The sequence below is a fragment of the Burkholderia sp. AU19243 genome (genome assembly GCF_018148075.1).
Taxonomy (GTDB): Bacteria; Pseudomonadota; Gammaproteobacteria; order Burkholderiales; family Burkholderiaceae; genus Burkholderia; species Burkholderia latens_A.
This window is the reverse complement of the sequence record NZ_JAGSTV010000004.1, coordinates 317,314-330,731: the sequence shown is the minus strand read 5'-3', so window position 1 is coordinate 330,731 and position 13,418 is coordinate 317,314. Positions and strand designations below refer to the sequence as shown.

Below are 13,418 nucleotides of genomic sequence, written 5' to 3'. Positions count from 1 at the left end.
TTTAAATATTCTAAAACCGCCAAAAATGCAGTCCGCTACGGCAAAGTGTTTGGCCGGTCCGGAAAACATTTTTATTAAGTGAAAATATGGTAAATCGTTTGCAAGCGCAGTAATTGTGCGGTAACTGATTGAAAACATTGGAATTTACAATCTATAAAGAATGCCGCCTTCTCTAACTTCGATGCGTATCCCATAATTCGTCCGAACTTTGGATGCCGGATGGATCAGGCGGGCGCATCGGTGGGTTTGCCATGAAAGACGTTGCGCGATTCGAGTTCCTCGCATCAATTGATGCGCGAGCGATCGGATTTGCGACGCAAAAGATTGCAGAGATGGTGGCGCAGGCAAAATGAAAGATGCGCTGTCGCAAATCGGTCGATTCAGCGGCAAACGGTGAAATAAGAAAGACGGGGTTGGTCGCGGTCAGCGCGACGTCGAAATCGGAATGTTCATATTGACGGATTGAATCGCGAGATTCGACCCGGGGGCGAATTCGTCTTTGCTGGTCAATATGTATTCCTAATGTGTCGATCGAATGATCGGAACGGGCCGGCAATGATGCAGGTTGCCCGCGGGACGCGTGCGTCCTGTCGACATGCGCGGCGCTCTTGCTTCGCCATCGGCGTGACGCCGGCGGAGCGCGGGATGTGGCCGGTTTCGCCGGGAGGTCGAAGCTGAAGCTGTGGGTAAACGTAAGTAGTCCATATTCAACCAGAACGCAAAAAACGGAGCAGAAGAAAATGAAGAGGAACCAGATTTCGGCGCTCGTCGCCGCGATGTTCGCAGGTGCGGGTGTGCTGGTCGCGGGGGCCGCGCACGCCGACAACTTCGTCGATCGTGGCAACCCGGACAACGCGCTGAACGGGCAGTGCATCGACGGCACCAATCCGGCCTGTATCGCGACGAAAAACGGGACGTTCGTCGCGACCAGCACGACGAACTTCACGTCGGGCACGAATGCGAAGGCCGGTTCGAGCGGCATTGCGATCGGCGATCAGTCGAACGCGGGCAGCAAGAGCGGCAGCAGCAGCGGCGGCGGGATCGCGATCGGTGTCGGCGCGCAGGCACTGGCGAACTCGGCAACGGCGATCGGCACGGTCGCGCTAGCGCAAGGCAATACGGCGCTTGCGATGGGCCGCCAGTCGGCCGCGCTCGGCGATTTCTCGATGGCGCTCGGCAACGTCGCGGACGCCCATGGCACCAGCTCGATCGCTTTGGGTCACTCGGCGCTTGCAAGCGGCGACCGCTCGATCGCGATCGGTGGCGCGAATCCGACGACGAGCGACGGCGTATCGAACGGCGCATCGTATGACGCGGCGACGCAGACGCGCGCCGGCGGCACGCAGTCCGTCGCGATCGGCGCCGGTGCGCAGACGAGTGACAACAACGAGGTCGCGATCGGCTCGGGCAGCGTCGGCGCAAACAACGGCGGCACGCCTGTGTTCGGCGGCACGGCGGCGCCCGTCGGCGGTGCAGTCTCGTTCGGCTCGATCGGCAACGAGCGGCAGATCAAGAACGTTGCGGCCGGTGCGGCCGATACCGACGCGGTCAACGTCCAGCAGCTGAAGAACGTGAATGGCGCACTGAGCACCGGCATTGCGAACGTCGACGCACGCGTGACGTCGGTCGGCAACACGCTGTCGACGTCGATCGCGAACGTCGACCAGCGCGTGACGAACGTCGGCAACAGCCTCAGCACGAGCATCGTGACGGCGACGCAGAACGTCGTCAAATACACCGACGACGCACATGCCGCGATCGCGCTCGACGGTGCGGGCGGCACGACGATCGGCGGCGTGGCGGCCGGCGTCGCCGACACGGACGCGGTCAACGTCGGGCAGTTGAAAGGCAGCGTCGCACCGCTGCAGACGTCGCTGTCGACGGCTACCGCGAACATCACGAATCTGCAAGACAACGTGACAGGCATCCACGCGTCGTTGAGCACGGCCGTGTCGAACATCGACGGCCTGCAGGCGGCCGACGCGCGCAACGTGAAATACGACGGCCCGAGCGGCTTCGACTCGGTCACGTTCGCCGGCCCGAACGGCACGACGCTGCACAACGTCGCTGACGGCGTCGCCGCGCACGATGCGGTGAACGTCGGTCAACTGGGCAGCGGCCTCGCGTCGCTCAGCACGAGCGTGACCAATAGCGTCAACACGACGATCGGCAACCTGAGCACGTCGATCGCGACCCAGATCGGCGATGCGACGAAGAACGCGGTGCAGTACGACGACGATACGCACGGCGGCGTCACGCTCGGCGGCCCGGGCGCAGCGGCGCCGGTCGGCGTGCACAACGTCGCAGACGGCGTCGCCGCGAACGACGCGGTGAACGTCGGCCAGCTCGGCAAGGCGACCGACACGCTGAACCAGTCGATCGCGAACGTCGGCAACAGCGTGACGAAGCTCGGCGACCAGGTGACGACGAATACCGGCAACATCGCAGCGCTGCAGCAGGACGCGTTGCAATGGAATGCGAACCTCGGCGCTTACGACGCGAGCCACGGCGGCAACGGCGCGCAACGCATCGGCAACGTCGCGGCTGGCCAGAACGGCACCGACGCGGTCAACGTCGACCAGCTGAAGGCGGCGATTCACGATGGCACCAGCCAGCTCGACGCGCTTGCGGTGAAGTACGACGATGCGAGTCAGCGCCAGGTGTCGCTCGGCGCGGGCAACGGCGGGGTGCCGGTGCGCGTGACCAACGTCGCGGACGGCAACGTCGCGGCCGGCAGCACGGACGCGGTGAACGGCGCGCAATTGCGGCGTGCGATCGGCGGGACGGCCGCCGCGCTGGGCGGCGGCGCGACCGCGAACACCGACGGATCGATCACCGCACCGTCGTACAAGATCGGCGGCGATTCGTTCAACAACGTCGGCGACGCGCTGACGAACCTCGACGGCCGCGTCGGCAGCAACACGACGACGCTCCAGAACCACGAAACGCGCATCGGCGACGCCGAAACCAATATCGCCGTCAATACGTCCGCGATCGCCGGTTTGCAGAAGGATGCGCTGCAGTTCGACCCGACGCTCGGCGCATACAGCGCCGCGCGCGGCGGCGTGCCGACGAAGGTGAGCAACGTCGCGGACGGCAACGTCGCGGCCGGCAGCACGGACGCGGTGAACGGCGGCCAGCTGTACGGCGTGAAGTCGGATCTGGAGCAGCAGATCACGCAAGTGTCGAACCAGACGGGCGAGGCCGTGAAGAACGTCGTCAAGTACGACGTCGACGGCAACGGCAACCGGCTGAATTCGGTATCGCTGAGCGGCGGCAACCCGAACGCGGCGGTCGCGCTGAAGAACGTCGCGGCCGGCGCCGACGACACGGATGCGGTCAACGTGAAGCAGCTGAAGTCGGTGCAGTCGAACCTCGATCAGCTCGGCGCGCTCGCGGTGCAGTACGACGATGCGTCGAAGGGCTCGATCACGCTCGGCGGCGCAGGCGGCACGCGCATCACCAACGTGAAGGCCGGCACGCTCAGCGCGACCAGCACGGATGCCGTGAACGGCTCGCAACTGTACGCGACGAACCAGCAGGTATCGAAGAACACGACCGATATCGCGAATCTGCAGAGCAACGTGACCAACATCGCGAACGGCAAGGCGGGGCTCGTGCAGCAGCAGGACGCGAATGGCGCGATCACGGTCGGCAAGGATGCCGGCGGCACCAGCGTGAACTTCTCCGGCACATCCGGCGACCGCGTGCTGACCGGGGTGGCGGCGGGCGTGAATGCCAACGACGCGGTCAACATGGCGCAGTTCAACGATGCGCTGAAGACGGCGGCGGCAAACGACAAGGTGCGCGCGGCGGCTACCGATGCGAACGCGACGTGGATCGCGCGTGCCGACGCGGGGTCGATCGGTTCGACGGCGACCGCGACCGGCAAGAACGCGGTGGCGGTCGGCCAGGGTTCGGTGGCGGATCGCGACAATTCGTTCTCGGTCGGCGCGAAGGGCGGCGAGCGGCAGATCACGAACGTCGCGGCCGGCACGGCGCCGACCGACGCGGTCAACGTGCAGCAGCTGAACGACAACATCGGCGCGGCGTCGGCACAGGCGAAGGGTTACACCGACCAGCGCATCGGGCAGGTGTACAACTCGTTCAACGACCTGAAGAAGGACATGTACGGCGGCGTCGCGTCGGCGATGGCGGTGGCCGGCTTGCCGCAGCCGACGGGTGCGGGGCGCTCGGTGGTGTCGGCGGCAACGTCCAACTATCATGGCCAGCAGGGGTTCGCAGCCGGGTATTCGTACGTGACGGAGAACAACCGCTGGGTCGTCAAGGCGTCGGTGACCGGCAATACGCGGTCGGACTTCGGTGCGGTGGTCGGCGCGGGTTACCAGTTCTGACGTACGCCGACCAGCATTGACGGATGGGGAAGCGGCGGGCATGCAGTGACGACCGTGCTTTCCCGGCATGCGTGGCCCGAGGTCGCACGTCGGCTTCGGGCCGCCGTCGTGTCGTATGACGATGCGGATGGCTGCCGCGCGGCATCGTCGTGCACGTGGACTGCTCCACGTGTACGCCCGCGCCGGCTCGCCGCCAGGAGCGAGCGTCTGCCGACGTGCGGCGCCCGCTCGCCGTTGCGGCCGAGCAGGGCGCCGACGTGACGCGGTTCAATTCCGTTTGACGTAGCGATCCGATACGACGGCGCGCTGCTGGATCCATGCGAGCGCCAGCTCCAGCGCCTGGTCGTACGCTTCGTCGGTATCGGCAAAATCCCCGTCGACGCCGAGCGTGCGCGTTTCGCCGTCGCGATCGGTCACGATCGCCGCCGCCGAATAGCGGCCGGTTTCCGTGTCGGTGACAACCGCACGGACCTCGTATCCGCGATGTTCGATGATCTTGTCCGTTTGCATCTGGCACCTCCTGCAACGAGCTGTGAAATGTTGCGGCGCGCACGTCCCGGCTCGGTTTGCGGCCGGCACGTGCACGCGAACCGTGCCGTCGGCACATGCCGCGCGAGTGCGCCGCCGATCACGCGGCGAGTCGCAAACCTGCCGTCATGCGACGCCGGCCCGACCGCCGTTCGCCCGCCATCGGCGAGCGGCGGTCACTGCGGTCTGCCGCCCGCGGTCGACCCGTGTGCGGCGCCGTGGTGCAGAAGAACGACACGTGATGCAGCACCGGGGTGTGCGTTGCCGTCCGTCGGCGCGGATGCTTCAGGCGTCCAGCGACCGCACGCATGCCACGCGGCGCGGCGCGGTCGTGCAGCGAGACGTCGTTCGCCGCCACGTGGCCGCCCGTGCGAGGCGCCGCGCGTAGCGGATACTGACGGCCGTGCCGGGCATCCACGCTACGCGTACGCAGTGTGTAGCGAACGCGACGCGCACTTGCCATGACAGCGCGCTCGCCGCGATCGCGACCGAGGTTCGGCGCGAACCGCGTGCGCCGCCGACGAACGCGAACACGTGGCTTGCGATGCGGCGCAAGCCAGCTTCGCGCCGAACGCAGGAGACGTTTCCAGCGCATCCGTTCACCCGGCCGTTACCTGGATCCGTCGCGGCTTCGCTTCTTCGCGGCGCGGGATCTTAAGCGTCAAGACGCCGTCGCGCAGTTGCGCGTCGATGCGCGACACGTCGAAATCAGCGCTGAGCGTGAACGCGCGCGCGAAGTGCGGGTGACGTACTTCGCCGTGCTGCAGACGCAGCCCGGACGGCATCGGAATGACGGCTTCCGCTTCGATGCTGAGATTGCCGTCATGCACGCGCACGTCGAGCTTGTCGCGCGGCACGCCGGGCAGATCGGCATACAACGTGATGCCGTGCGTGTCCTCGACGATGTCGACGGGCGGCGCAATGCGGGCATGCGCGGTGTCGCGCTGAGCCGGCTCGCCGCGGGTCACGGCCGTTTGCGTGTCCGCCGGCCGCTTGGTCAGATCGGTGGTTTCGCTCATGATGTCCTCCGTCATGCGTTCGTGACGTGGTGCGGGTTACTGGACGGTGATCGCGCGCGGCTTCGACGCTTCGGATTTGCCGATACTGATCGTCAGGCAGCCGTTCGCATAGCGCGCCTCGATCTTGTCGGAGTCCGCCTGCTGCGGCAGCTCGATCACGCGGCGGAACGTGCCCATGAAGCGCTCGTTCGCATAGACGCGCCGCTCGCCGTCGGCCGTGTCGTCGTTCGGCGACACGCGCTCGCCGCTGATCGTCAGCAGCCGGCGATCGACCGAGATGTCGATCTTCGCGGGATCGAGCCCCGGCGCGAATGCGACGATCTCGATCGTGTCGTCGGTGCTGCCGATGTTGATCGGTGGAAACGCGCCGGGCCGCGGCGCACGCAGGCTTGCCGGAAAGCCGGTGAACATGCCGGCCATCTGCCGCTGCAAGCGGTCGAATTCGGCCAGCAGATCGGAGGAAAAGAAGGGATCGCTCATGACTCGCTCCTGATTGTGCGTCCTGCGGAGGACGAACCGGACTACGCGCTCCAGTTCGTCGATCCGCGACAGGCTCGCTGATAAACAAATCGAAACACGCAGCGCGGGAAAACCGCGACTGCCTTGAGCGATACATAAAATAGGACGGGCCGAACGAATTTCAAGGGGGGCCGTGCGCGGAAATTTTGCCGGCATCGACGCGGGCCGGCGTGCGTCGCACCGTCAAGCCCCGGGAAGCGGCCGCATGTTGGCTTCGACCCTATGGCCCGCGCCGCCGGTCGGCGAGGGCGGGCGGCACGCGCTCCGCAATCATGCCGCCGTCGTCGCCCTATCGCCGCACCGCACGAGCCGGCTGCTTCGACGGTTGCCGCGCAGCCTCCGACCGCCGCGCATCGAACGTCGCCCACGACCGCGCGGGCGGTGCCCGATGCGGGCAGAAGGCGGAATTTGCAACGCCACCAGAAAAGAAACGGCGTCGCGTGCGAGCGGGGGCGCCGCTCGCGCTGCCCCGCTCCCGGCTGCTCAACGGCTTGGGCCGGAGGGCGGTTTCACTTCGGACAAGTCGTCCTCTCGAACCTCCGCCTGGCGCACGGTGGTGCCGTCGTCGCCGGTTTCGGAGATGTCGGTTTCGAACGTCGACTGCCCGTCGTCGGGTTTCCCTGCGGGCTTCTTTTCATCGGTCTGTTTGCCGGGCTGTTGCTGTTGACTGGTCATCTTGCTCTCCTGATCGCAACGTCGGATGTTGCGCATCTTTCACGTGAGCAAGCCGCGGGCCGCGCGCTCGTGCAAGTCGGCCGGGATCCTACGCCCCGGCCCGTGGCCGACAGTTCCCGTTACGTTCGCCATCGCCGGGTCGGCAAACGGGCTGCGAGCCCATCGGGGCGCGAGACCGGAGCGTTACACGTCAGAATCATTTTTCGTCGCCGTATCGCACGCTCAGACGCATGCCGGCGACGAACGACCGGTGGTCGAACGCGATGCCGCGCCGTACGACACGGCATCACATCGTCCCGCGAGGCGGTTTCCGCGCGCTGCATCCCATTTCGCTCTGTCACGCCGTATCGGCGCTGCAACGTTTTCCGCGCGATTCTCGCGTGCCCGGCGCTTGCCGGGGCCGGTAGCCGTGCCGGCAATGCCATCGCGCGACTGGCACGTTGCTCGCTTGATCGATTGGCTGAAAACGATCGTTGTCGCGCGCCGGGAAGATTGGACGAATCGATAGGCGAGCGTGAAAAGCGGGCGTGCGACGGTCGTGAGCACGGATCCGGTCGGCTGGCTCGTCATCGCCGGCACCTGCAACGCGCTGTCGTTCACGAGCGCGAAGGTGCACTGACGCGCGCCGGCTGGTTTGCTCAACGGGGGGACACCATGAAGCGCGCTTCGTTTGCGCATGCAATGCGCATGTTCATCGTATCGGCGAGCGTCGCGCTCATGTGCGGGATGGCGTTCGCGCAATCCGCGTCGCGCGCGCCCCACGGTTTCGCGCGGCCGCCGCTGCATCTGCACGGTGCCGCGAAACGGAACCCTGTCGGCCTGTCGCCGCAGCAGATCCGCCGTTTCTATGGGTTCGATCCGTTGCCGGCGCGCGGCTACGGCGGCGACGATCAGGTCATCGCGATCGTCGATGCGTACGACAACCCGAATGTCGAAGCCGATCTGCGCTCGTTCAGCAGTACGTTCGGGCTGCCGCCGTGCGCATCGCCGCGCTGCTTCACGAAGGTGTACGCAACACCCGACAAGCGGCCGCCGCAGCCCGACGCACTTTGGGCGCTCGAGAGTTCGCTCGACGTGCAGTGGGCACACGCGATCGCACCGAACGCGCGGATCGTGCTCGTCGAAGCCGCATCGAGTTCGCTCGACGACCTGATGAGCGCGGTCGGACTTGCGACGAGTACGGCGCCGGGCGGTGTGGGTGCGAAGGTCGTGTCGATCAGTTGGGGCAGCGCCGAATTCCTCGCCGAAACGCAATTCGACGGCCAGTTCGCGAGTGCGAACGGCGTGTCGTTCGTTGCCGCGTCCGGCGATGGCGGCAACGGCATCGACTATCCGGCCGCGTCGCCGTATGTACTGAGCGTCGGCGGCACGTCGATCGCGGTCGATGCGAGCGGCGGCTATGCCGGCGAATCGGCGTGGGCCGGCAGCGGCGGCGGACAGAGCGCCGTCGAGCCGGCGCCGGCGTATCAGGCGAACTTCGGGATCCCGTCCGACGCGCTCGGGCTGCGTGGGGTGCCCGACGTCGCCTACGATGCGGACCCCGCGTCCGGTTTCGCGGTCTACGATTCGTACGGCTATGCGGGGCAGCGCGGCTGGTTCGTCGTCGGTGGCACGAGCGCGGGCGCGCCGCAATGGTCCGCACTGGTCGCGATCGCGAACGGCGTGCGCATCGCGCGCGGCAAGACGACGCTGAACGCGGTGGGCGCGCTCCAGACCGTGCTGTACGGGCTCGCATCGAGCGCGTACGCGGCGAACTTCCGCGATATCGTCAGCGGCTCGAACGGCGTGTGCGGCACGCTCTGCAATGCGGCGGCCGGATACGACTACGTGACCGGTCTCGGCCGGCCGATGGCCGCCAATCTGGTGCAGGCATTGATTGCCGCGCCGTGACGCCTGCGCACCCGCGGGAGAACGCGGGCTGGTTTCGTGATCCCTCGCCCCCTATAATCGCGATCAGCTTGTCCGGGCAATCGCGGTGATCAAGGTGAGGGTAGGCAAATGGGACAGTGCCGTCGCGTCTATTCACGCTTCATCGTCACGAATTCGGTTGCCGTACTGGCAATTCTTGCCGGTCCGAGCCACGTGCGCGCCGAGGACAATGCGCCGAGCTTACCGATCGCCTTCAAGCCATCGGAAAGAACGCTCAATGCGTACGCGGTATTTGGCGACGGACGCTCGACCGAGGGCGGCGACATGCATTGGCGCGCGTATGAGGTCGGCTTCGGCGACGTCCTGAACGACTACCTGTCGGTCTACCTCGCGTATGTGAATGAGGGGCATCCGGTGGATCACCACCGCGACGGATTCGCCGCACTCGGCTCGTTTCGCTGGCCGGTCGGCAATCGCGTGGCGCTCGAATTGTCCGCCGGGCCGTATTTCAGCATGGACACCACGCATGTCGACAACGAGGCGCGCAATGACAAGCGCTGGGGTGTGCGTGCGTCGGCCGCGGTGCGGTATTACGTCGTGCCCAATCGCTTTTTTCTCAAGTTGCAGTACAACCACGTCCAGATGTTCGGCGGCTTCAATTCCGACGCGGTGCTGTTCGGCGTCGGCTCCGATTTTGGCGGCGATCCCGGCCCGGCGTTGTCGGACGGCAAGACGCAGGTAAGCGTGTGGGCCGGGACGTCGCAGACGAACCGGCCGCAGGTGCCGATCGAAAAGGGCTACATGGTCGAGGTCAAGCGCCCGCTCGGCAATGCATGGGCCTATTCGGCGAGCTTCGTCTACGAAGGCAACAACGGTGTTGCGGGCCGGCGGGGCGTCGCAGCGCAGTTCTGGTACGTCGCGCCGATCCGGAGCAAGTGGACGCTGTCGGCGGGCGTGGGTCCGTATCTGTCGCACGACCGTGACGAGACATCGGGCAGGACGAGACTCAACGCGCTGCTCAGTGCGCAGTTGACGTATCAGGTCACGAATGATTGGGCGGCGAGCTTGCGCTTCAATCGCGTCGCGACGCGCAACGACAAGGACCAGGACATGTTCATGGTCGGCGTGGCGCGGAATTTCTAGCAGCTCGACGCTTTCGATTTGTCCATATCCACGCTTCAACGGCCGGGAACGCACGTTTTGCACCGCGCAGGCGGCGCGCGCGGCCGTGAACCGGAATCGTCCGGCTGTCGGTCGTGACGTCGGACGGCGCCAGTCGCCGCCCGACGGCGTCGACGCCGCGTCACGGCCTCATGACGACCTTGATGCAGCCGTCGCGCTTGTCGCGGAACGTCTCGTACATCTCCGGACCCTGTTCGAGCGGTACGGAGTGCGTGATGACGAACGATGGATCGATCTGGCCGCGCTCGATCCGGTCGAGCAGGTCGGCGCTCCACCGGTTGACGTGCGTCTGCCCCATGCGGAATGTGAGTCCCTTGTTCATTGCGGCGCCGAACGGAATCTTGTCGAGCACGCCGCCGTATACGCCGGGAATCGACAGGATGCCGGCTGGCCGGCACACATAGATCATCTCGCGCAGCACATGCGGGCGATCCGTCTCCAGCATGACTGCCTGCTTGACCCTGTCGTACGCAGCGTCGATCGAGCGCGTCGCGTGCGATTCCATGCCGACCGCGTCGATGCATTTCTCCGGACCCTTGTCGGCGGTCAGCTCCTGCAGGCGCTCGATCACGCTCTCGTCCTCGAAATTGATCGCGATGGCGCCGCCGTTGCGCGCCATTTCGAGGCGCTCCGGTACGCGGTCGATGACGATCACCTGCCTTGCGCCAAGCAGCACGGCACTGCGGACCGCCATTTGGCCGACTGGCCCCGCGCCCCAGATCGCGACCGTGTCACCGGGCTCGATCTCGCAGTTGACGGCGGCCTGCCAGCCGGTAGGCAGGATGTCGCCGAGAAACAGCACCTGCTCGTCGCTGATGCCGTCGGGGACGGGAATGTGCGTGCAGTCCGCGAACGGCACGCGCACGTACTCGGCCTGCCCGCCCGGATAGCCGCCGGTCAGGTGCGAATAGCCGAACAGCCCGGCGGTCGTGTGGCCGAAGGCTTTGGCCGCCTTGTCCCGGTTGCGATTGCTGCGCTCGCATACCGAGAAATTGCCGCGGCGGCATTGGTCGCATTCGCCGCAGAAAATCGTGAACGGCACCACCACCCGCTGCCCGATTTTCAACGCAGTGTTGTCTTTGCCGAGTTCGACGACTTCGCCCATGAATTCGTGGCCCATGATGTCGCCGTGCTCCATGGTCGGCATCAAACCGTCGAACAAGTGCAGATCCGAGCCGCAGATCGCGCAGCTCGAGACGCGGATGATCGCGTCGCGGCCATCCTCGATGATCGGGTCCGGAACCGTGTCGCACCGGATGTCGTGTTTTCCATGCCAACGCAAGGCTCTCATGGCGGGTCTCTCCAGATGGCGGCCGCACCGGCGACCGCAACGAAGAGATCCGCGCGCAAGGCGCGTACCCCCTGTGCGCGCTCCGTCGGCGGCGAGCGTGGTCGTCGTCGAGAATCAGGGCGGGGCGCTGGAAATTCGATGAGAAGTCATCGGCCTCGCACGCAGCGATGCGCGAAACCGGATCGTCCGCGGGCGAGATCCGGTGTTTCAGCGTGTTCTCTGGCGCAGCGCGGAGCCGTGGAAAATGGAATCAAGTTTGCCGTGCGGGTGTGCGGCGGGCAGGCGGACGCGGCGCCGCATGCTCCTGTCGCACACGGCGCCGCCGGCGGCGGCGTTCGCGCGCACCGCTGCGAGCGAACGTGTCGCGGGCCAGCGGCGCCGGCGCGACGCATGACGTCGTCGTCGCATCCGCACGGGCGCCGTCGTTCGAGGGCGTTCGACCGCGGTCGAGCGGTGCGCCCGCCTGTCAGCTGCGCCGCGCGAGCCGTCCTGCCGCGTTGATGAACGGCTCGGCCAGCGGGTCGCTTGCCGCCGCCACGTTGAGGCGCACCCACGGCGTCGTGTCGCCGTTCGGCCGGTATTCGCGTCCGGGCGCGAGATCGAGCCCGAACGTGCGCGCGACATCGCACAGCAGCGCCGAATCCTCGACGCCCGGAACGCACGCCCACAGAAACATGCCGCCGCTCGGCTGTTCGAACACTTGCCACCCCGCTTGCCGTAACCGTGTCACCGCATTCGCGGACGCTTGCGCGAGCCGCCTGCGCAGCCGCTCCAGATGCTTGCGGTGCGTGCCGCGCTCGAGCAGCAGCGCGACGATGCTCTCTGCGATGCGCGCGCCGCCCATGCTGGTCAGAGCCTTCAGTTCGATCAGCGGCTTGATCAGATCGGGGCGGGCGGCCAGGTAACCGATCCGCAGCGACGACGACAACGCCTTCGAGAACCCGCCAAGGTAGATCACGCGTTCGAGCTGGTCGAGCGTCGCGAGCCGCTGCGACGGCGTCGCTTCGAAGTCCGCGTAGACGTCGTCCTCGACGAACGTGAAATCGTGCTGATGCGCGAGCTGCAGCAGCCGGAACATCACCTGCGGCGCGATGTTCGTCGCAGTCGGGTTGTGGAACACGGTATTGACGAAGAACAGCTTCGGACGATGTTCGCGCAGCAGCGCCTCGGCCATTTCCACGTCGGGCCCGGTCGCGCGGCGCGGCACGCCGACGAGCTTCACGCCATGCAACTTCAGCAGACCGAACAGGTTGAAGTAGCCGGGATCCTCGACGAACACCGTGTCGCCCGGCTTCAGCATCAGCCGCACGACGAGATCGAGCGCCTGGCTCGCACTGTGCGTGACGAGGATCTGCTGCGGCTGCGCGTTGATGCCGAGCGGTGCGACGTGGCCGCTCAGATGCTCGCGCAGCAGCGGATCGCCCTGCGGCTGCGCATAGTCGACGAGGTTCGCCGCGTCGCTGCGCACGACGTGGCGCACCGCCTGCGCGATCCCGTCGACGTCGCGCCATGCCGCCGGCATGAAGCCGCTCGACAGTTTGACGCGATCGTCCGTCGCCGCGAACTGACCGAGGATGTGACTCGATTCCTCCTCCGCGACCCGGGGATCCGTGCCGCCGGCGTGCGCATGCGTGTCGAACCGGTCGGTCACATAGAACCCCGATCCATGACGGGGCCGGATCAGCCCGCGCGCGGCCAGCATGTCGTACGCCTCGACGACGGGGAAGCGGCTGATCTGCTGGTCGGCCGCCATCTTGCGGATCGACGGGAGTTTCACGCCGCTGCGCAAATGCCGCGAGCGAATCATCTGTTCCAGCTGGCGGGCCAGCTGCTCGTTCAGCGGGACGCCGGCCGTCGTATCGAGCGCAAGTTTCATTCGACACCACCGTGAGTGAGGGCGGACAAAGTGTTCAGTAAAACCACCGAACACTTTGGGGGTGATTGTTCGGTTGTGTTCATTCCAACGGTCGCATTCTAGCC

At 66.2% G+C, this 13,418-nt stretch carries 9 protein-coding genes; 3 read left to right on the top strand and 6 right to left on the bottom strand.

The window, feature by feature from the left end; all coding sequences use genetic code 11:
• Nucleotides 1–740 precede the first annotated feature (740 nt).
• Nucleotides 741–4,355: a YadA-like family protein gene (locus tag KDW55_RS10290; protein ID WP_212197940.1), complete on the top strand. Its 3,615-nt coding sequence runs from the start codon at nucleotides 741–743 to the stop codon at nucleotides 4,353–4,355.
• 267 nt (nucleotides 4,356–4,622) lie between these two features.
• Here the strand turns inward: KDW55_RS10290 and KDW55_RS10285 are convergent, their stop codons facing one another.
• The 4 genes from KDW55_RS10285 to KDW55_RS10270 form a co-directional block, all read right to left on the bottom strand.
• On the bottom strand, nucleotides 4,623–4,865 hold the full coding sequence (locus KDW55_RS10285) for a hypothetical protein (RefSeq protein WP_212197939.1): 243 nt from the start codon (nucleotides 4,863–4,865) through the stop codon (nucleotides 4,623–4,625).
• A 617-nt stretch (nucleotides 4,866–5,482) separates the two neighbouring features.
• Nucleotides 5,483–5,902 (bottom strand): Hsp20/alpha crystallin family protein, encoded by a 420-nt coding sequence (locus tag KDW55_RS10280; RefSeq protein WP_038570101.1) that lies wholly within the window; start codon nucleotides 5,900–5,902, stop codon nucleotides 5,483–5,485.
• Nucleotides 5,903–5,938: 36 nt separating this feature from the next.
• On the bottom strand, nucleotides 5,939–6,382 hold the full coding sequence (locus KDW55_RS10275; RefSeq protein ID WP_212197938.1) for an Hsp20/alpha crystallin family protein: 444 nt from the start codon (nucleotides 6,380–6,382) through the stop codon (nucleotides 5,939–5,941).
• A 522-nt stretch (nucleotides 6,383–6,904) separates the two neighbouring features.
• A complete protein-coding gene (locus tag KDW55_RS10270) occupies nucleotides 6,905–7,096 on the bottom strand; it encodes a hypothetical protein (RefSeq protein WP_038570105.1) in 192 nt (63 codons plus the stop codon).
• A gap of 654 nt (nucleotides 7,097–7,750) precedes the next feature.
• On the opposite strand from KDW55_RS10270, the gene KDW55_RS10265 reads away from it, so the two are divergent.
• On the top strand, nucleotides 7,751–8,986 hold the full coding sequence (locus KDW55_RS10265; RefSeq protein ID WP_038570108.1) for a S53 family peptidase: 1,236 nt from the start codon (nucleotides 7,751–7,753) through the stop codon (nucleotides 8,984–8,986).
• A 108-nt stretch (nucleotides 8,987–9,094) separates the two neighbouring features.
• A complete protein-coding gene (locus KDW55_RS10260) occupies nucleotides 9,095–10,108 on the top strand; it encodes a hypothetical protein (protein ID WP_212197937.1) in 1,014 nt (337 codons plus the stop codon).
• Nucleotides 10,109–10,268: 160 nt separating this feature from the next.
• Here KDW55_RS10260 and KDW55_RS10255 read toward each other — a convergent pair whose 3' ends face one another.
• Complete coding sequence (locus KDW55_RS10255) at nucleotides 10,269–11,438, bottom strand: zinc-dependent alcohol dehydrogenase (protein ID WP_038570114.1); 1,170 nt, start codon at nucleotides 11,436–11,438, stop codon at nucleotides 10,269–10,271.
• Between the two features lie 466 nt (nucleotides 11,439–11,904).
• Nucleotides 11,905–13,314, bottom strand: coding sequence for a PLP-dependent aminotransferase family protein (locus tag KDW55_RS10250; RefSeq protein WP_059545119.1), 1,410 nt, complete (start codon nucleotides 13,312–13,314; stop codon nucleotides 11,905–11,907).
• Nucleotides 13,315–13,418 lie beyond the last annotated feature (104 nt).